The sequence below is a fragment of the Pseudoxanthomonas daejeonensis genome (assembly GCF_022637495.1).
GTDB lineage: Bacteria > Pseudomonadota > Gammaproteobacteria > Xanthomonadales > Xanthomonadaceae > Pseudoxanthomonas > Pseudoxanthomonas daejeonensis.
The window spans coordinates 768,157-786,333 of sequence record NZ_CP093331.1 but is presented as its reverse complement, the minus strand read 5'-3'; the positions used below and the strand labels follow the sequence as shown (position 1 = coordinate 786,333).

At 69.2% G+C, this 18,177-nt stretch carries 12 protein-coding genes and 1 pseudogene; 8 read left to right on the top strand and 5 right to left on the bottom strand.

Features of this window, described 5'->3' with window-relative positions:
* Positions 1–96 precede the first annotated feature (96 nt).
* The gene (gene scpC, locus MNQ95_RS03655) at positions 97–1,608 is read left to right on the top strand and encodes a succinyl-CoA:acetate CoA-transferase ScpC (protein ID WP_162409684.1); all 1,512 of its coding nucleotides are present in this window, start codon (positions 97–99) and stop codon (positions 1,606–1,608) included.
* 595 nt (positions 1,609–2,203) lie between these two features.
* On the opposite strand, the gene cysK is transcribed toward scpC, so the two are convergent.
* Both cysK and cobA read right to left on the bottom strand, forming a co-directional pair.
* On the bottom strand, positions 2,204–3,163 hold the full coding sequence (gene cysK / locus MNQ95_RS03650; RefSeq protein ID WP_241953838.1) for a cysteine synthase A: 960 nt from the start codon (positions 3,161–3,163) through the stop codon (positions 2,204–2,206).
* Between the two features lie 54 nt (positions 3,164–3,217).
* Positions 3,218–4,045: pseudogene (gene cobA / locus MNQ95_RS03645) on the bottom strand (uroporphyrinogen-III C-methyltransferase); the annotation flags it as partial.
* 163 nt (positions 4,046–4,208) lie between these two features.
* Between cobA and MNQ95_RS03640 the strand changes: the two are divergent.
* Positions 4,209–5,192, top strand: coding sequence for a LysR family transcriptional regulator (locus tag MNQ95_RS03640; RefSeq protein WP_162409678.1), 984 nt, complete (start codon positions 4,209–4,211; stop codon positions 5,190–5,192).
* Positions 5,193–5,333: 141 nt separating this feature from the next.
* Entirely contained in the window at positions 5,334–5,717 is a 384-nt protein-coding gene (locus MNQ95_RS03635; protein ID WP_241953837.1) for a DUF6165 family protein, read from the top strand.
* Positions 5,718–5,786: 69 nt separating this feature from the next.
* Here MNQ95_RS03635 and MNQ95_RS03630 read toward each other — a convergent pair whose 3' ends face one another.
* From MNQ95_RS03630 to MNQ95_RS03620, 3 genes are read right to left on the bottom strand one after another with little or no spacing between them, the layout of a single operon-like run.
* Positions 5,787–6,527, bottom strand: coding sequence for a phosphoadenylyl-sulfate reductase (locus MNQ95_RS03630; RefSeq protein ID WP_241954348.1), 741 nt, complete (start codon positions 6,525–6,527; stop codon positions 5,787–5,789).
* A gap of 37 nt (positions 6,528–6,564) precedes the next feature.
* Entirely contained in the window at positions 6,565–8,289 is a 1,725-nt protein-coding gene (cysI, locus tag MNQ95_RS03625; protein ID WP_241953836.1) for an assimilatory sulfite reductase (NADPH) hemoprotein subunit, read from the bottom strand.
* 23 nt (positions 8,290–8,312) lie between these two features.
* Positions 8,313–10,166 (bottom strand): assimilatory sulfite reductase (NADPH) flavoprotein subunit, encoded by a 1,854-nt coding sequence (locus MNQ95_RS03620; protein ID WP_241953835.1) that lies wholly within the window; start codon positions 10,164–10,166, stop codon positions 8,313–8,315.
* A 225-nt stretch (positions 10,167–10,391) separates the two neighbouring features.
* On the opposite strand from MNQ95_RS03620, the gene cysD reads away from it, so the two are divergent.
* From cysD to MNQ95_RS03595, 5 genes are all read left to right on the top strand, one after another.
* A complete protein-coding gene (cysD, locus tag MNQ95_RS03615) occupies positions 10,392–11,303 on the top strand; it encodes a sulfate adenylyltransferase subunit CysD (protein WP_241953834.1) in 912 nt (303 codons plus the stop codon).
* A complete protein-coding gene (gene cysN, locus MNQ95_RS03610) occupies positions 11,303–13,237 on the top strand; it encodes a sulfate adenylyltransferase subunit CysN (protein WP_241953833.1) in 1,935 nt (644 codons plus the stop codon). Before cysD ends, cysN begins: the two co-directional genes overlap by 1 nt.
* Positions 13,238–13,360: 123 nt before the next feature.
* Complete coding sequence (locus MNQ95_RS03605) at positions 13,361–14,458, top strand: efflux RND transporter periplasmic adaptor subunit (RefSeq protein ID WP_425605704.1); 1,098 nt, start codon at positions 13,361–13,363, stop codon at positions 14,456–14,458.
* Between the two features lie 4 nt (positions 14,459–14,462).
* A complete protein-coding gene (locus MNQ95_RS03600) occupies positions 14,463–17,597 on the top strand; it encodes an efflux RND transporter permease subunit (RefSeq protein ID WP_241953832.1) in 3,135 nt (1,044 codons plus the stop codon).
* Entirely contained in the window at positions 17,590–18,141 is a 552-nt protein-coding gene (locus MNQ95_RS03595) for a GNAT family N-acetyltransferase (protein WP_241953831.1), read from the top strand. Before MNQ95_RS03600 ends, MNQ95_RS03595 begins: the two co-directional genes overlap by 8 nt.
* Positions 18,142–18,177: the final 36 nt, after the last annotated feature.

The window sequence follows — 18,177 nt, the reverse complement described above, 5'->3', positions numbered from 1 at the left end:
GCAGTTAGCCGAAAGTCGCGTGACTGGCCTTGTCCAGCATCATGATCCGGTCGCGACGAGCCGGTAAAATCGGCCAATCCCCCACGGAACAACCGAATGAGCAACAGGATCGCCCACGCAGGGCTGGCGGCGAAGCGGATGACGGCCGAACAGGCGGCCGCGCTGATCGGGCCGGGCATGGCAGTCGGCATGAGCGGGTTCACCGGCGCCGGCTATCCGAAAGCGATCCCGCTTGCGCTGGCGCACCGGATCACCGCCGCGCACGACCGCGGCGAACCCTTCGCATTGCGCATCCTCACCGGCGCTTCCACCGCGCCGGAGCTCGACGGTGCGCTGGCCCGTGCCGGCGGCATCGATTTCCGCCTGCCCTACCAGTCTGATCCCGACCTGCGCGCCCGCATCAACCAGGGCGAGATCGAGTACATGGACATCCACTTGGGCCATGTCGCGCAGTACACCTGGTTCGGCTTCCTCGGCAAGCTCGATGTGGCCGTGGTCGAAGTCAGCGCGATCCTGCCGGACGGGCAACTGGTGCCCTCCACGTCGGTGGGCAACAACAAGACCTGGCTGGACCTGGCCGACAAGGTGATCATCGAGGTCAACCAGCGCCAGCCGCGGGGCCTGGAAGGGATGCACGACATCTACTACGGCACGGCCTTGCCACCGCAACGCGTGCCGATTCCGCTGACCCAGCCGGGCGACCGTATCGGCGAGCCCTACCTGCGTTGCGATCCGGACAAGGTCATCGCCGTGGTCGAGACCGACGCACCGGACCGGCTCGGGGCCTTCGCGCCGCCGGACGAGACTTCGCGGCGGATTGCCGATCACCTGGTCGAGTTCTTCCGCCACGAGATCCGCGCCGGGCGGCTGCACGAGAAGCTGCTGCCGTTGCAGTCGGGCGTGGGCAACGTCGCCAACGCGGTGCTGGCCGGCCTGCGCGAGGCGGGATTCCGTGGGCTGACCGCCTTCACCGAGGTGATCCAGGACGGGATGCTGGAACTCATCGGCGATGGCACCATCGAAGTCGCATCGGCCAGCTCGTTCGCGCTGAGCCCGGGCGGCGTGGACGACTTCGTGCGCAACATCGACCGCTACCGGGAGAAGATCGTGCTGCGTCCGCAGGAGATCTCCAACCACGCCGAGCTGATCCGGCGCCTGGGCGTGATCGGTATGAACGGCATGGTCGAGGCGGACCTGTACGGCAACGTCAATTCCACCCATGTGGCCGGCACCAGCATCATCAACGGCATCGGCGGTTCGGGCGACTTCGCGCGCAATGGCTTCCTCTCGTGCTTCCTGACCCCGAGTACGGCCAAGAATGGTGCGATCTCTGCGATCGTGCCGATGGTCAGCCATGTCGACCACACCGAGCACGACGTCGCGGTGATCGTCACCGAGCAGGGTCTGGCCGACCTGCGAGGCCTGTCGCCCAAGCAGCGCGCACGCAAGGTGATCGAGAACTGCGCGCACCCGGACTACCGGCCGATGCTGGAGGATTACTTCGACCGGGCCTGCAGGCACAGCAAGGGCAAGCACACCCCGCACCTGCTGGGCGAGGCACTGTCCTGGCACGAGCGCTATCTGGAAACGGGCACCATGCGGGTGTGATGAGGTACGTGGCAGCCGTGTCCTGCACGGCTGCTGCACTGTGATTCTCGCAGCGCATCGCGATGCGGTTTCGTCAAAGAGCGAGCACAGCATTGGTTTGGGCGGACGGGTCGCGGCAAGACGCGCTGCGATGCCCCTCGGGGCGAATGTCCCCCGGCACCGATAAAGCCGGTGCCTCCTCCTTGATTTCGCCCCGAGGGCATCGCACCACGTCCCGACAGGTACCAGGCGCTTCCTCCAGAAATCTGGCGCGCACGCGATGAACACATTGCGCCACTCGACGCATGCTGCCGGGTTCAGCCTTTTGCATTGACCGTGCGTCGCCCAGCCAGGCCGCTGCCACCTTCAGGCGATGTGGGGTGTTCCCTGCAGCGAAATAAAGGAGGAGGCACCGGCCTCATCGGTGCCGGGGGACATTCGCGGAAGGGAACACCCCGCAGCGCAACCGCGACGCACGCTCCGTCTTTTGCTTTTGCCCTTGCCTTGCTTTCTGCGTCCCGCCGCAAGCCAGGCTGCTAGCGCGCGGCGGCCTAGCGCCAAGCGAAAACGGGCGGCACCTGCGTGTCGCCCGTTCCGTTTCTCACTCTGGAAAGACTCAGCTCAGTGAAGCCAGCCACTCGTCGTCCGAACCTTCGTTGACGCCCTCGAACAGCGGAGTGGAGAAGTAGCGTTCGCCCGTGTCCGGCAGCACCGCCAGCAGCACCGTGCCGGCCGGCGCATCGGCGGCGACCTTGAGCGCCGCAGCGACCGTCGCGCCCGAGGAGATGCCAGCGAAGATGCCTTCCTCTGCCGCCAGGCGGCGTGCGGTGGCGATGGCGTCCTCGTCGGTGACGCCGAGGATCTGGTCGGCGACCTCGCGATTGAGCACCGCCGGCACGAAGTCCGGGGTCCAGCCCTGGATCTTGTGCGGCTTCCATTCGTTGCCGGCCAGCAGCGACGCATTGGCCGGTTCGGCGGCGGTGATCTTCACTTCCGGGCGGGCGACGCGCAGCACCTCGCCCACGCCGGTCAGCGTGCCGCCAGTGCCCCAGCCGCTGACGAAGTGGTCCAGTCGGCGACCGGCGAAGTCACGCAGGATCTCGGCGGCGGTGGTCTGGCGATGGTAGGCAGGATTGGCCGGGTTCTCGAACTGGCGGGCGAGGAACCAGCCATGCTTTTTCGCCAGCTCTTCGGCGCGGCGCACCATGCCCGTGCCGCGCTCGGCCGCGGGCGTCAGGATCACCTTGGCGCCGTAGGCGCGCATCAGCTTGCGGCGCTCGATCGAGAACGTCTCGACCATCACCGCGACGAACTTGTAGCCGCGCGCGGCAGCGACCTGGGCCAGGGCGACGCCGGTATTGCCTGAAGTGGCCTCGATGATCGTGTCGCCGGGCTTGAGCTGGCCCTTGGATTCGGCGTCCAGGACGATCGCCAGGGCCAGGCGGTCCTTGACCGAGCCGCCGGGATTGAACGCCTCGACCTTGGCATAGAGCTCCACGTGCGCCGGAGCGATGCGATGCAGCTTGACGACCGGAGTGCGGCCGATGGTGTCGAGGATGCTGTCGTAGATGGCCATGAGCGGGTTCCGTGGTTCCAGGAGGCGGGGAATGTGGGATTCAGTACGCGTGATTCAGGCGGCCTGGGCCAAGGCCGGTTCAGCGGGTGGCGGGCCGAGCGGCGTCGCGCCGAACCAGTGCAGCTGTGCAGCCAGTGCCGCCACCTCGCCCAGGATCAGCAGCGCCGGCGAGGCGACGGCGTGCGCCTGGGCGGTCGCGGCCAGGTCGTCCAGGGTGCCGGTGACCACGCGCTGCTCCGGGCGCGAGCCGTTTTCGACCAGGGCGAACGGCGTCGCCGGGTCGCGGCCCGCAGCGAGCAGGCGTTCGCGCAGGTGGCCGAGTGCGGCCACGCCCATGTACACGGCCAGGGTCTGCCGTTCCTGCGCCAGCGACGCCCAGTCCAGGGTGTCCACCGAGTCCCTGCAGTGGGCGGTCATCAGTCGCAGCGATTGCGCGTGGTCGCGATGGGTCAGGGGGATGCCGGCATAGGCCGCGCAGGCGACCGCCGCGGTGATGCCGGGCACGACCCGGTAGGGAATGCCGTGGGCATGCAGGTACTCGAGTTCCTCGCCGCCGCGGCCGAAGACGAAGGGGTCGCCGCCCTTGAGACGGACCACGCGGCGGCCGGCGCGGGCGTGCTCCAGCATCAGCGCGTGGATCTGCTCCTGCGGCATGCTGTGGTTGCCGGCCGACTTGCCGACCTCGATCCTCAACGCCGCCGGGTTGGCCAGGGCCAGCACGCCGGCGCCGACCAGGCGGTCGTACAGCACGACCTCGGCCGCCTCCAGCGCGCGCAGCGCGTTCAGGGTCAACAGGCCCGGATCACCGGGACCGGCGCCGACCAGGGCGACGCCGCCCGGGGGCAGGTCGAAGGCGGCGGAAGGGGACAGGCTCACGGCAGGCCCGGCAGGGAGTGGGATGCCGACCGTACCCCCGTGCTCATAACGGGCGGAAATAACTTGCCGCACAATGCTTATGCCTCCCAGTTATAAGATGGGAGCACTGATTACCACTACAGTCGCCAGACCTGTCACGACCTGACCCCCCCGGTCGCCCGGCCCCCGAATGACGCTTACCCAGCTGCGCTACCTCGTTGCCATCGCCGACGCCGGGCTCAACATCACCCTGGCGGCGGCGCGCGTTCATGCGACCCAGCCCGGCCTGTCCAAGCAGCTCAAGCAGCTGGAGGACGAGCTGGGCTTCCTGCTGTTTGTGCGCAAGGGGCGCAGCCTGGAGGCGATCACCCCGGCCGGCGCCGAGGTCCTGGACCGGGCCCGGGTGATCCTGGCCGAGACCGCCAACATCCGGGCCTACGCCGCCAACCAGCGCCGCGAGAGCCAGGGCCAGCTGACCATCACCACCACCCATACCCAGGCCCGCTTCGTGTTGCCGCCGGCGATCGCGCGGATCAAGCGCGAGTTCCCCCAGGTCAGCGTGCACCTGCAGCAGTCCGCCGAGGGGGCGGCGCTGGACCTGCTGGGCAGCGGCGAGGCCGACATGGCCGTGGTCAGCACGGCCGGGGGCGAACCGCAGGGCGGGGTGGCCGTACCGCTGTACCGCTGGCGCCGGCTGGCGCTGGTGCCGCGCGGCCATCCGCTGGACCGGGCCGGCAAGGCGCCGGACATCCAGGAGCTGTCGCAGTACCCGCTGATCAGCTACGAATCCTCGACCCGTCCGGAATCCTCGCTGCAGCGCGCTTTCAGCAGCGTCGGCCTGGAGCCGAACCTGGCCCTGACCGCGCTGGATGCCGACCTGATCAAGACCTACGTGCGTGCCGGACTGGGCGTGGGCCTGCTGGCGGAGATGGCGGTCAGCACCGGCGATACCGATCTGCGCGGCTGGCCGGCGCCCACCGAGGTTTCCGAATGCATCGCCTGGGCGGTGCTGCCGCGCGAACGCGTGCTGCGCGACTACGCGCTCGAGCTGGTCAACGTGCTCGCCCCGCAGATCGACAAGCGCGACCTGCGCCGCGTGCTGGACGGAAACCAGGCGGCCGACTGGCCCGAGCCTCCGACCTGGGAATCGCTGACCCAGACCATCACCAGCTGATCCGTGGCGCCTGCCGGCGGCGCAATACACCAGCGCGATGGAGGGCGACACGCGATGCATCGGCCGCTGCGCAACGGATGCGGGCCCCATCATGCAGCCTGCCGGTAGACTGCGCTCCTGCGCACGCCACAGGATCCCGGCATGAACACCATCATGGTCCCCGTTTCGGTCGGGGAGCTCATCGACAAGATCACCATCCTCGAGATCAAGGCCGAGCGGATCGCGGCCGAGGACAAGCGCCGGAACGTGGCAGTCGAACTCGACGGCCTGCGCCCGCTGTGGGAGTCGCTGGCGGCGGGGTCGGGTGAGCTGCCGGCGCTGAAGGCGCAGCTGCGCGCGGTCAACGAGCGTATGTGGGACGTGCAGGACGCCCTGCGCGCGAAGGAAGCGGCGCAGGATTTCGGCGAGGATTTCATCACGCTGGCGCGCGCCGTGGCGACCCGCAACGGCGAGCGGGTCGGGATCAAGAACGAGATCAACCGCCTGGCGGGATCCCAGTTCATCGAGGAGAAGCAGTACCGCTAGGCGCCAGCGGCGGCCAGCTTCAATCCGGTGCCCGGCAACGCTAACCGTGCGGGCGGCACCGCAGCCCGATCAGATCTCCTCGTGGATGCCGCACTCGCGCTTGAGGCCGAAGAAGCGGGTGTCCTCGTCGCGCATGCCCGGCTCCCAGCGGCTGGTGGTGTGGAAGTCGCCGATCGAGACATAGCCTTCGTGCCACAGCGGGTGGTAGGGCAGGTCGTGCTTCTTCAGGTACTGCCAGACATCGCGGTCGGACCAGTCGGCGATCGGGCTGACCTTGAGCCGTTCGCCGCGGCGCTGCAGGATCGGCGTTTCGGCGCGGCTGGCCGACTGGTTGCGGCGCAGGCCGGTGAACCAGGTACCCACGCCCAGGTCGTCCAGCGCGCGGCGCATCGGCTCGACCTTGCGCAGCTGGTTGTAGTTGTCCAGGCCGGTCACGCCCTGTTCCCACAGGCGCCCATGGCGCGCTTCCATCCACGCGCGACTGACCAGCGGACGATAGATCTGCAGGTTGAGCTTGAGCCGTTCGGCCAGTTCGTCGGCGAAGCGGTAGGTTTCCGGGAACAGGTAGCCGGTATCGATCAGGATCACCGGGATGTCCGGCTTCTGCAGGGTGAGCAGGTGCAGGGTGACCGCCGATTGCGCGCCGAAGCTCGACGACAGCGCCGCGGTGCCGGGACCGTGCTCCAGTGCCCAGGCCACGCGCTGTTCGGCATCCATCGCTTCGAGCCGGCTGTTGAGCGCGTCGAGGTCCAGCACGGGCGTTGCCTGCGGGCTGTTGGCGGCTTCACGGGTAGTGGCGGTGAGGCTCATCGGAGGCTCCGGACGCAGGTTCTGCAGCGACATGGGATCAGGCGGCCTCGCCGAGCGCGGCCGGGGCCGGGTCGACGCGGACATGGGTGGGATAGGGCGGCAGCGCGACCAGGCCGGCGCGGTGCAGGAAATCGCCGAAGCCTTCGCCGGACTGGCGTTCGCCGGCATAGCGGGCGAACAGGGGATCGAGCGCCTCGATGATCTCGGCCTCGGCGATGTTCTCGCGGTACAGCGTGTTGAGCCGCTGGCCGCGGTGGTCGGCGCCAAGCATCAGGTTGTAGCGGCCCGGTGCCTTGCCGACCAGCGCGATCTCGGCCAGGTACGGCCGCGAGCAGCCGTTCGGGCAGCCGGAGATGCGCACCAGGATCGGCGCCTCGCGCAGGCCGTGCCGGTCCAGCAGCGGCTCAAGCCTGGCCGCGAAATCCGGCAGGTAGCGCTCGGCCTCGGCCATGGCCAGGCCGCAAGTCGGCAGGGAAACGCATGCCATCGCCGCGCGGGCGAGCGCGGTCGGCGCGCGGTTGCCGGCATCGAGGCCATGGTCGCGGACCAGCGCTTCGATGCGCTTGCGCTCGCCGGCCGGCACGCCGGCGATCACCAGGTTCTGGTTGCCGGTCATCCGGAACTCGCCACGGTGCACGTTGGCGATCTCGCGCAGGCCGGTCAGGTGCGGCGCGCCGGGGCGATCGGCAATGCGACCGGCCGGCAGCGACAGGGTCAGGTGCCAGCGGCCATCCTCGCCCTCGACCCAGCCGTAGCGGTCGCCGTTGTGCTCGAAGGCGGCGGCGCGCGGTGCGGCGAACTTCAGGCCGGCGCGACGTTCGATCTCGTCGACGATGAACTGCAGGCCATGGTCGTCGATCGTGTACTTGAAGCGCGCGCGCTTGCGCAGCACGCGGTTGCCGAAGTCGCGCTGGGTGGTGACCACCGCGGTGGCGACCTCCAGCAGCGCATCGCGCGGGATGAAGCCGACGTTATTGGCCAGCCGCGGGTAGGTTTCCGCGTCGCCATGGGTCGAGCCCATGCCGCCGCCGATGGTGACGTCGTAGCCTTCGAGCTGGCCATCGGCACCGAGCACGCCGATGAAACCCAGGTCGTTGGCGTACACGTCGACATCGTTCACCGGCGGCAGGGCGAAGCCGATCTTGAACTTGCGCGGCAGGTACTTGTCGCCATAGACCGGTTCGGTCTCCTCGCCGCTGCCAGCCACCTGTTCCTCGTCCAGCCAGATCTCGTAATAGGCCCGGGTATTGGGCAGCAGGTGCTCGGACGTGCGCGCGGCGTCGCCGTACAGGTCGGCATGTGCCTCCGACAGCAGCGGATTGGCGGCGACCTGGACGTTGCGGTTGACGTCGCCGCAGGCGGCCAGCGTGTCGATCATCGCGGCGTTGATCGCCTGCATGGTCGACTTCAGTTCGCGCTTGATGACGCCGTGGAACTGGAACGCCTGGCGCGTGGTGACGCGCAGCGAGTGGTTTGAGAAACGCGTGGCGACCGAGTCTAGCTTCAGCCACTGCTCGGGGCTGATCACGCCGCCGGGCGTGCGGGTGCGGATCATGAACTGGTAGGCCGGCTCGAGCTTTTGCCGGCGGCGCTCGTCGCGGATGTCGCGGTCGTCCTGCTGGTAGCTGCCGTGGTACTTGATGAGGGTCTGGTCGTCCTCGCGCAGCGAGCCGGTGACCGGATCGGCCAGGCTTTCCAGCAGCGACCCGCGCAGGCGGCGGCTCTCGGCCTTGATGTCTTCGACGGAATGGGTGGTGCTCATGCGGTGGCTGGGCCGAGGCGTCTTCAGTAGACGTCGCGGCTGTAGCGGCCCTCGGTCTGCAGTGCGGTCAGGTAGTCGGATGCGGCCTCGGCGTCGCCGCCGTTGTGCGCGGCGACGATCTCGAGCAGGGCGGCGTGCACGTCCTTGCCCATGGCGATCGCGCCGCAGACATAGAAGTGCGCGCCGCTCTGCAGCCAGTCGTAGACCTCGCGGCCGCGCTCGCGCAGGCGGCTTTGGATGTAGATCTTGTCGGCCTGGTCGCGGGAGAAGGCCAGGTCGAGGCGGTGCAGTTCCCTGCGGCGCAGGGCATCCTGCCACTCGACCTGGTAAAGGAAGCCGGTATTGAAGTACTGGGCGCCGAAGAACAGCCAGTTGCGACCGCTGGCGCCGGTCTCGGCACGTTCCTGGACGAAGCCGCGGAACGGCGCCACGCCGGTGCCGGGGCCGACCATGATGATGTCGCGCGCGCCGTCGGCCGGCACCCGGAAGCGCTCGTTGGGTTCGATGTAGACCGGAACCTGGCCGCCCTCGTCCAGCGCTGCGAGGAAACCGCTGGCCGCGCCGCCATGGTCGTGACCGTGGGCGTGGTAACCGAGGATGTCGACGGTCAGGTGCGCTTCCTCGCCAACGCGCTTGCGGCTGGAGGCGATCGAATACAGGCGCTGTGCCTGCGGGCGCAGCGCGGCGAGCAGGCCGTCGTGGTCCCAATCCGCCGGCCAGCGGCGCAGCACGTCCACCAGCTGGTGGTCGGCAAGCAGCGCAGCCAGGCCGGCGGGCTGGGTCGGGTCGAGCAGCTGCTTCAGCGACGCCGCACCGGAACGTTCGGCATGCGCGGCCAGGAACGGGCGCGAAAGCCGGGTCAGTTCGCGGCGGGTGGCCAGCCACTCGGACAGGGGCAGAGTCTGCTCGCCGGAGGTGACAGCGGTGTTGCCGTCCAGGCGCGTGGCCTGCAGCACGGCGTCGACCAGCACGGCGGGATTGCGGTGGCGGATGCCCAGCGCATCGCCCGGTTCGTAGGCCAGGCCCGAACCCTCCAGCGACAGCTCGATGTGTCGCACATCCTTGTCGCCTGAGCCGTACTGCAGGAAACCCTGGCCCTTGAACTCGCGCCCGCTCACGCGCTGGTTGGCGAGCACCTCGGCCGGGAACGGTCGTTCGTGCGACCAGGCCGACACCGCGCGCAGGGGAGTGACCGTGGCCAGGTGCGCGGGGGCCGGGGTGGGGCTCGCCTTGAGCAGCTCGCGCGCCTGGGCCAGGGCGCTGTCGCGCCAGGGACCGGCGACCGTGTCGATGTCCAGGTCGGCCTGCCCGGCTTCGAGCACGCGCTGCGCGCCCAGCTCGGCCAGGCGGGCATCGAGCTTGCGGGAGATGCCGCAGAAGTCGGCATAGCTGGTGTCGCCCAGGCCAAGCACCGCGAATTTCAGTTCGGGCAGCTTCGGCGCGCGCTTGCCGAGCAGGAATTCGGTGAAACCGATCGAATCGTCCGGCGGATCGCCTTCGCCCTGGGTGCTGATGACGACATACAGGAGGCGCTCGCTGGCCAGTTCGCGGGTGGCATAGGCATCGGTGCGGAGCAGGCGCACGGCCAGGCCGGCGCCTTCGGCGGCCTGGGCGATCTTCTCCGCCTCACGGCGGGCGTTGCCGGTCTGGCTGCCGTACAGCACGGTCAGCCGCTGCCCCGCCTGGCTCGCTGCCACCGCAGCGCCGCCGGGAAGCACCGCCAGCTGGGGCGGTGCATGGACCTGGGCCAGGCCGGCGGTGTAACCCGAAAGCCACCACAGCGACGGCCCGTCCAGGCCATCGACCAGCCGGCCCAGCAGGACCTTGCGGTCTTCGTTGAGCGGGCTGGGGGGCAGCGCGGTGGGCGCAGCGGTCATGCGGGGTCTCGGCGGGCGTCGGGTTCGACGGACCACCGATGTTAGGAACCTGCAAAGCCCGGCTGAAACGCCCTGTAGTTATTGGCTTATGCTCTGAGCTTATTTCGTCGGACTCGCCGCCGCCCGGAACATCCACCGTCCCGGACCGCCACCGGGTCCCTCCAGGCCGGCCCTCCGTCGCCGGAGACCCATGGCCTTCGCCCGCCCCCGCTGCCCGAACGCCTGATGAGCCTGACCCACCGCCTGTCCCACCTCGACCGCCTTGAGGCCGAGAGCATCCACATCCTGCGCGAGGTCGCTGCCGAGTTCCGGAACCCGGTACTGCTGTATTCGGTGGGCAAGGACAGCTCGGTGCTGCTGCACCTGCTGCTCAAGGCGTTCGCCCCGGCGCCGCCGCCGATCCCCTTGCTGCACGTGGACACGCGCTGGAAGTTCCGCGAGATGATCGCGTTCCGCGACCGGCGCGCCGCCGAGACGGGCGTCGACCTGCGGGTCCACATCAATCCGGACGGCATCGCCCAGGGCATCGGCCCGGTCAGCCACGGCGCCACCATCCATACCGACGTGATGAAGACCCAGGGCCTGAAGCAGGCGCTGGACCAGTACCAGTTCGACGCCGCCATCGGCGGTGCGCGCCGCGACGAGGAGAAGTCACGGGCCAAGGAGCGCGTTTTCTCCTTCCGCAACGAGAACCATCGCTGGGATCCCAAGCGCCAGCGCCCGGAGCTGTGGAACCTGTACAACGCCCGCATCCGCAAGGGCGAGAGCGTGCGCGCCTTCCCGATCTCGAACTGGACCGAGCTGGACGTGTGGCTCTACATCTACCGCGAGAAGATCCCGGTGGTGCCGCTGTACTTCGCCGCGCCCCGGCCGGTGGTCGAGCGCGACGGCGCGCTGATCCTGGTCGACGACGAGCGCCTGCCACTGGCGCCGGGCGAAGTCCCGCAGCTGCGCAACGTCCGTTTCCGCACCCTGGGCTGCTATCCGCTGACCGGCGCGATCGAGTCCGAGGCCGATTCGCTGGAGAAGATCATCGCCGAGATGCTGGTGGCCACCAGTTCCGAGCGCCAGGGCCGGGTCATCGACCAGGATCCGACCGCGTCGATGGAGAAGAAGAAGCTCGAGGGGTATTTCTGATGGCCGCGTCCCTCGAAGGCATCACTGCGGATACCGACGCCGGCACGACCGACATCGCCGCCTACCTGCGCCAGCACGAGGACAAGCCGCTGCTGCGCTTCATCACCTGCGGCAGCGTGGACGACGGCAAGAGCACCCTGATCGGACGCCTGCTGTACGAGAGCAAGCGCCTGTTCGACGACCAGCTCGCCGCGCTGGAGGCCGACAGCCGCCGGCATGGCACCCAGGGCGAGCGCATCGACTACGCACTGCTGATGGACGGCCTGGCCGCCGAGCGCGAACAGGGCATCACCATCGACGTGGCCTACCGCTACTTCGATACCGAGAAGCGCAAGTTCATCGTCGCCGACTGCCCCGGCCACGAGCAGTACACCCGCAACATGGCCACCGGTGCCTCCACCGCCGACCTGGCCGTGGTCCTGGTCGACGCGCGCAAGGGCCTGCTGCCGCAGACCCGCCGGCACAGCTATATCGTCTCGCTGCTGGGCATCCGCCACGTGGTGCTGGCGGTGAACAAGATGGACCTGGTCGGCTACGACCGCGGCGTATTCGAAGACATCGTCGAAGGCTACCGCGCGCTGGCCGCGCAGCTGGGCATCGCGCACGTGCAGGCGATCCCGCTGTCGGCGCTGGAGGGCGAGAACCTCTCCTCGGCTTCGACGCACACGCCGTGGTACGACGGACCCAGCCTGCTCCAGCACCTTGAAACCGTCGAGGTCGAAGCCGGCGACGCCGCTTCCGGACTGCGCCTGCCGGTGCAGTGGGTGAACCGGCCCAATCAGGATTTCCGCGGTTTCGCCGGCACCATCGCCGCCGGCGAGGTCGCGCCGGGCGACGCGGTCGTGGTGCTGCCCTCGGCGCGGCGCTCCACCGTCACCCGCGTCCTGGGCGCGGACGGCCCGGTCGAGCGCGCCTTCGCCGGACAGGCGGTGACCCTGACGCTGGCCGACGAGGTCGACATCAGCCGGGGCGACGTCATCGCCGCCGCCGGCGACCCGCCGGCCGTGGCCGACCAGTTCGCCGCGCACCTGCTGTGGATGAGCGATGCGCCGCTGCTGCCGGGCCGCCCCTACTGGCTGAAGATCGGCGCGCGCACCGTGGCCGCAAGCATCAGCGAGATCAAGCACCGGGTCGACGTGAACACCCAGGAGCACCTGGCCGCCAAGCGCCTGGAGCTCAACGAGGTCGGCTACTGCAACCTCAGCCTGGAGGAGCCCGTCGCCTTTGCCGCCTATGCGGAGAACCGCGCGCTGGGTGGCTTCATCCTGATCGACCGCCAGAGCAACGATACCGTCGCCGCCGGCACCCTGGATTTCGCCCTGCGCCGCGCCGACAACGTGCACTGGCAGCACCTGGACGTGGACCGGGCCGCGCGCGCGCGGATCAAGGGCCAGGTGCCGAAGGTGCTGTGGTTCACCGGCCTGTCCGGCGCCGGCAAGTCGACCGTCGCCAACCTGGTGGACAAGCGCCTGCACGCGCTGGGCTACCACACGTTCGTGCTCGACGGCGACAACGTGCGCCACGGCCTCAACCGCGACCTGGGCTTCACCGACGAGGACCGGGTCGAGAACATCCGCCGCGTCGCCGAAGTCGCCCGGCTGATGGCCGATGCCGGCCTGATCGTGCTGGTCAGCTTCATCTCGCCGTTCCGGGCCGAGCGGCAGATGGCGCGGGAGCGCTTCGCCGAAGGCGAGTTCATCGAAGTGTTCGTCGACGTGCCCCTGGCCGTGGCCGAGGCGCGCGACGTGAAGGGCCTGTATGCCAAGGCGCGCGCCGGCCTGATCCCCAACTTCACCGGCATCGACTCGCCCTACGAGGCGCCGGAGCGGCCCGAAGTCCACCTGGAAGCCGCGGGCAGCATCCCGGAGGCGATGGTGGCGCAGGTGCTGCAGGCGCTCGACCCGGAGGGGAGCTCGGGCACTTCCTGGCTCTGAGGCGGGCGTCCGGCACGGGTTCTCCCATGTCGTCGGCGCACCATGTCAACGAAAGGCACATACAGACGTTAACAATCGCTCGTTACACTTCGCGGTCGAGTAATGAAAGCAGCGAGGCGGTCGATGGCGTCACGTTTCCTGGCCAGGGGTCTGGTCCTGGTCGGCATGGTGGGTCTGGCGGCATGCAACCGGCCGCCCGAGAAAACCGGTAACGCATCGCCCGCCATCCCGGTCACCACGACCGTGGTGCAGCCGGTGGCATGGAGCGACACGGTGCAGGCACTGGGCACGGCCCAGGCACGCGAATCAGTGACCCTGACCGCCAAGGTCAGCGAGATCGTCGACCAGGTCCACTTCGAGAGCGGGCAGCAGGTCCAGGCCGGCCAGCCTCTGGTGACCCTGCGCGTGGATGCGCAGCAGGCCGCGCTGGGCGAGGCGGAGTCGACCCTGGCCGAAGCCGAGCAGCAGTACCAGCGCCTGCAGGGACTGGCCGCGCAGCAGCTGGTGGCGCGCTCGACCCTGGATGCGCAGCGGGCGTTGCGCGAAGTCGCCGCCGCGCGCGTGCGGCAGATGAAGTCCGATATCCGCGACCGCCACGTGCGCGCGCCGTTCGCCGGCGTACTGGGCATCCGCCAGGTCAGCCCGGGCGCGTTGCTCACTCCCAATGCCGTGATCGCCACGCTGGACGACATCTCGCGGATGTACGTCGACTTCCAGGTGCCCGAGGCCGCGCTGTCGGCGATGGTGCCCGGTGCGCGCGTGACCGCCGGGACCGCCGCCTGGCCGGGGCGCAAGTTCGAGGGCGAAGTGCAGACCGTCGACGCGCGGATCGACCCGACCACCCGTGCGGTGACGGTACGTGCGGAGTTCGACAATCCCGAGCGCCTACTGCGTCCCGGCATGCTGCTGGACGTGCACCTGTTCCGTCCCGAGCGCCAGGCGCTGGTCGTCCCGGAGATCGCGGTGGTGCAGGTAGGCCGGGACACGTTCGTGTACCGCGTCGGCCAGGACGACAAGGTCGAGCGGGCGATGGTGACGGCCGGCGTGCGTCGCGACGGCAAGGCCGAAATCGTGGAAGGCCTGCAGGCCGGCGACCGCATCGTGGTCGACGGCACCGGCAAGCTGCGCCCCGGCGTGACCGTGGCCGAGGGCGGCCCGGCGGCTGCGCCGGAGAAGCCGGCCGCCCCGGCGCCGGACGCCGACGCGCCAAAGCAGGACTGAGCGGATGAAGCTGTCGGACCTGTCGATCAAGCGCCCCGTGTTCGCGGTGGTGGTCAGCCTCTTGCTGGTGGTGCTGGGGGTGATGTCGTTCCTGCGCCTGACCCTGCGCGAGCTGCCCAACATCGACCCGCCGATCGTATCGGTGGAGGTGAACTATCCCGGCGCGTCGGCTGCGGTGGTGGAAACCCGCATCACCCAGATCCTCGAGGATGGCCTGGCCGGCATCGAGGGCATCAAGACGATCCAGTCGTCCAGCCGCAACGGCCGTTCCGACGTCACCATCGAATTCAACCTCAGCCGCGACATCGAGGCGGCGGCCAACGACGTGCGCGACCGCGTCAGCCGGGTGATGGACCGGATGCCGGACGAGGCCGATCCGCCGGAGATCTCCAAGGTCGAGGCCGACGCCGAGGTCATCGTCTGGTTGAACATGCGCTCCACCGTGATGGACACGATGGAGCTGACCGATTACGCCGACCGCTACGTCGTCGACCGGCTGTCCTCGCTGGATGGCGTGGCCCGCGTCCAGCTCGGTGGCGGCCAGCGCTACGCGATGCGGATCTGGCTGGACCGCGAGGCGATGGCCGCGCGCGGCATCACCACCAGCGACGTGGAAAGCGCGCTGCGTGCGCAGAACGTGGAACTGCCGGCCGGTCGCATCGAATCGGAAACCCGCGATTTCACCCTGCGCGTGGAGCGCGGCTACCGGCAGCCGCAGCAGTTCGCGCAACTGCCGTTGCGCAAGGGCGCCGACGGCTACGTGGTCCGGCTGGGCGACGTGGCCAAGGTCGAACTGGGCGCGGAGGAACGCCGTTCCTACCTGCGCAGCAACGGCGTGCCCAACGTGGGCCTGGGCATCGTCCGCACGTCCACCGCCAACGCACTGGACGTGGCCCGCGCCGCGCGCGCCGAGGCCGAGGTGATCCAGCAGACGCTGCCGGAAGGCACCGACATCTTCATCGCCTTCGACAGCACCACCTTCATCGAAGCCTCGATCGAGCGCGTGTACTGGACGCTGGGCGAGGCGATGGTGCTGGTGTTCTTGGTGATCTGGCTGTTCCTGGGCAGCCTGCGCGCCGCGCTGATTCCCGCGGTGACCGTGCCGGTGTGCCTGGTCGCGGCATTCATCGCGCTGTACGCGTTCGGGTTCTCGATCAACCTGCTGACCCTGCTGGCGCTGGTGCTGTGTATTGGTCTTGTGGTCGACGACGCGATCGTGGTGCTGGAGAACATCCAGCGCCGCGCCGACCTGGGCGAACCGCCGCTGGTCGCCGCGCGTCGTGGCACCCAGCAGGTCGCGTTCGCGGTGATCGCCACCACCGCGGTGCTGGTGGCGGTGTTCCTGCCGGTCGGTTTCATGGAGGGTAATACCGGGCGCCTGTTCCGCGAGCTTTCGGTGGCGCTGGCCGCGGCGGTGGCGATCTCGGCCTTCGTGGCGCTGACGCTCACCCCGATGATGTCGTCCAAGCTGGTGCGCCCGCACGGCAAGCCGCGCGGCCTCAATGCATTCACCCAGCGCACGCTCAACCGGATCGGCGAGGGTTACGGCCGCCAGGTCGCGCGCATGGTCGCCGTGCCCGGCCGGAGGCTGCTGGTGGTCCTCCTCGTTGCGATGGGGCTGTGCGTGGTGGCGATCGTGGGCCTCGGGCTGCGCGTGCCCAGCGAACTGGCGCCGGCAGAGGACCGGGGCCGCTTCTTCGTGATGGTCGATGGGCCCGAAGGCGCGGGCTTCGATTACACCGTCGGCCAGATGCAGCAGGTCGAGGAGATCGTGTTATCCAAGGTCGGCGCCGACCAGCCGATCCAGCGCGCCAACTCGCGGGTGCCGCGCGGCTGGGGCGGTGGCGAGGACATGCATACCGGGCAGGTGATCGTCTTCCTGCAGGACTGGCACGAGCGCGAGGCCACGACCGACGAGGTGGTCAATTCGCTGCGCGCCCAGTTCGCCAAGCTGCCGGGCGTGCAGGTGCGCGCCAATGTTCCCGGCGGCCTGGTCGGCAGCCGCGGCCAGCGCTACCAGCTGGTGCTGGGCGGTCCCGACTACGCCGAGCTGGCGCAGTGGCGCGACCGGATCCTGCAGCGGATGGAATCCAATCCCGGCATCCAGGACCCGGATTCGGACTACAAGGAAACGCGTCCGCAGATGCGCGTGGAGATCGACCGCGACCGCGCCGCCGACCTGGGCGTGCCGGTGCAGGAGATCGGCCGCACGCTGGAGACGATGATGGGCTCGCGCCAGGTGACCACCTACGTGGACAACGGCGAGGAATACGACGTGATGCTGCAGGCCGGGCGCGAAAAGCGCGTCGATCCTTCCGACCTGGCCCAGACCTACGTGCGCGGCCGCGGCGAAGCGCTGGTGCCGCTGTCCAACCTGGTCACCCTGTCGGAGATCGCCGAGCCGGGCAGCCTCAACCGCTTCAACCGCCTGCGCGCGATCACCATCAGTGCCGGGCTGTCTCCTGGCTACACGATGGGCGAAGCGCTGGAGTGGACCCGGCAGGTCGTGGACGAGGAACTGCCGGACTATGCCCAGGTCGACTGGAAGGGCGAGTCGCGCGAGTACCAGGAGGCGGGTGGCGCGATCGTGCTGACCTTCACCCTGGCGCTGCTGATCGTGTACCTGGTGCTGGCCGCGCAGTTCGAGAGCTTCCTGCATCCGTTGGTGATCATGCTGACCGTGCCGCTGGCGGTGCTGGGCGCGTTGCTCGGGCTGTGGGTGACCGGCAGCTCGCTCAACCTGTTCAGCCAGATCGGCATCGTCATGCTGATCGGTCTGGCGGCGAAGAACGGCATCCTGATCGTGGAGTTCGCCAACCAGCTGCGCGACGGAGGCGCGAGCGTGCACAGCGCCATCGCCGAAGCGGCCAAGGTGCGGCTGCGGCCGATCCTGATGACCTCGGTCGCCACGGTCATGGGTGCGGTCCCGCTGGTGCTCGCCGGCGGCCCGGGCTCGGCCAGCCGCGCCACCATCGGCATCGTGGTCATCTTCGGCGTGACCTTCTCGACCCTGCTGTCGCTGTACGTGGTGCCGGCGTTCTACGCGTTGCTGGCGCCGTATACGCGCTCGCCCGAGGCGTTGGCGCACGAACTGGAAAAGCTCGAAGCGGACACGCCTCCGGTAGGTGGCCATGGCTGAGCGCGCATCGCGGCCGTATGCCGGTGTGCGCTTGGCCGGCGACAGCTTTGTGCTGCGTGCCTGGCACGCGGACGATCTTGAGGCACTGCTCCGGCATGCCGATGACCCGCAGGTGCCGCGTGGCCTGAGCGACATGTTCCCGCACCCGTATACCCGCGAAGACGGCGAGGCCTTCCTTGCCGGTCGCGTGGTGGACCTGGACCATCCGGTGCTGGCGATCGAGATCGATGGCGAGGCCTGCGGCAGCATCGCCGCGCGTCCCGGGCTTGGTGAACGCAGCCACGGCGCCGAGCTGGGCTACTGGCTGGGCCGGCGGCATTGGGGCCAAGGCTTGATGACGCAGGTGGTGGCCACCTATCTGGACTGGGTCGTTCCGATTCTGCGCCTGCAACGGGTCGAGGCGAACGTGCTGGACAGCAACCCGGCCTCGGCGCGCGTGCTCGAGAAGAACGGGTTCCAGGAGGAAGGCGTGCGCCGCGGCGCCATCCTCAAACCGGACGGCCTGCGCGACCTGAGGCTGTTCGCGCAACTCTGGACGCACTGAGCGGCAACGCGGTACTGCGCACCGGCACGTGTTGCG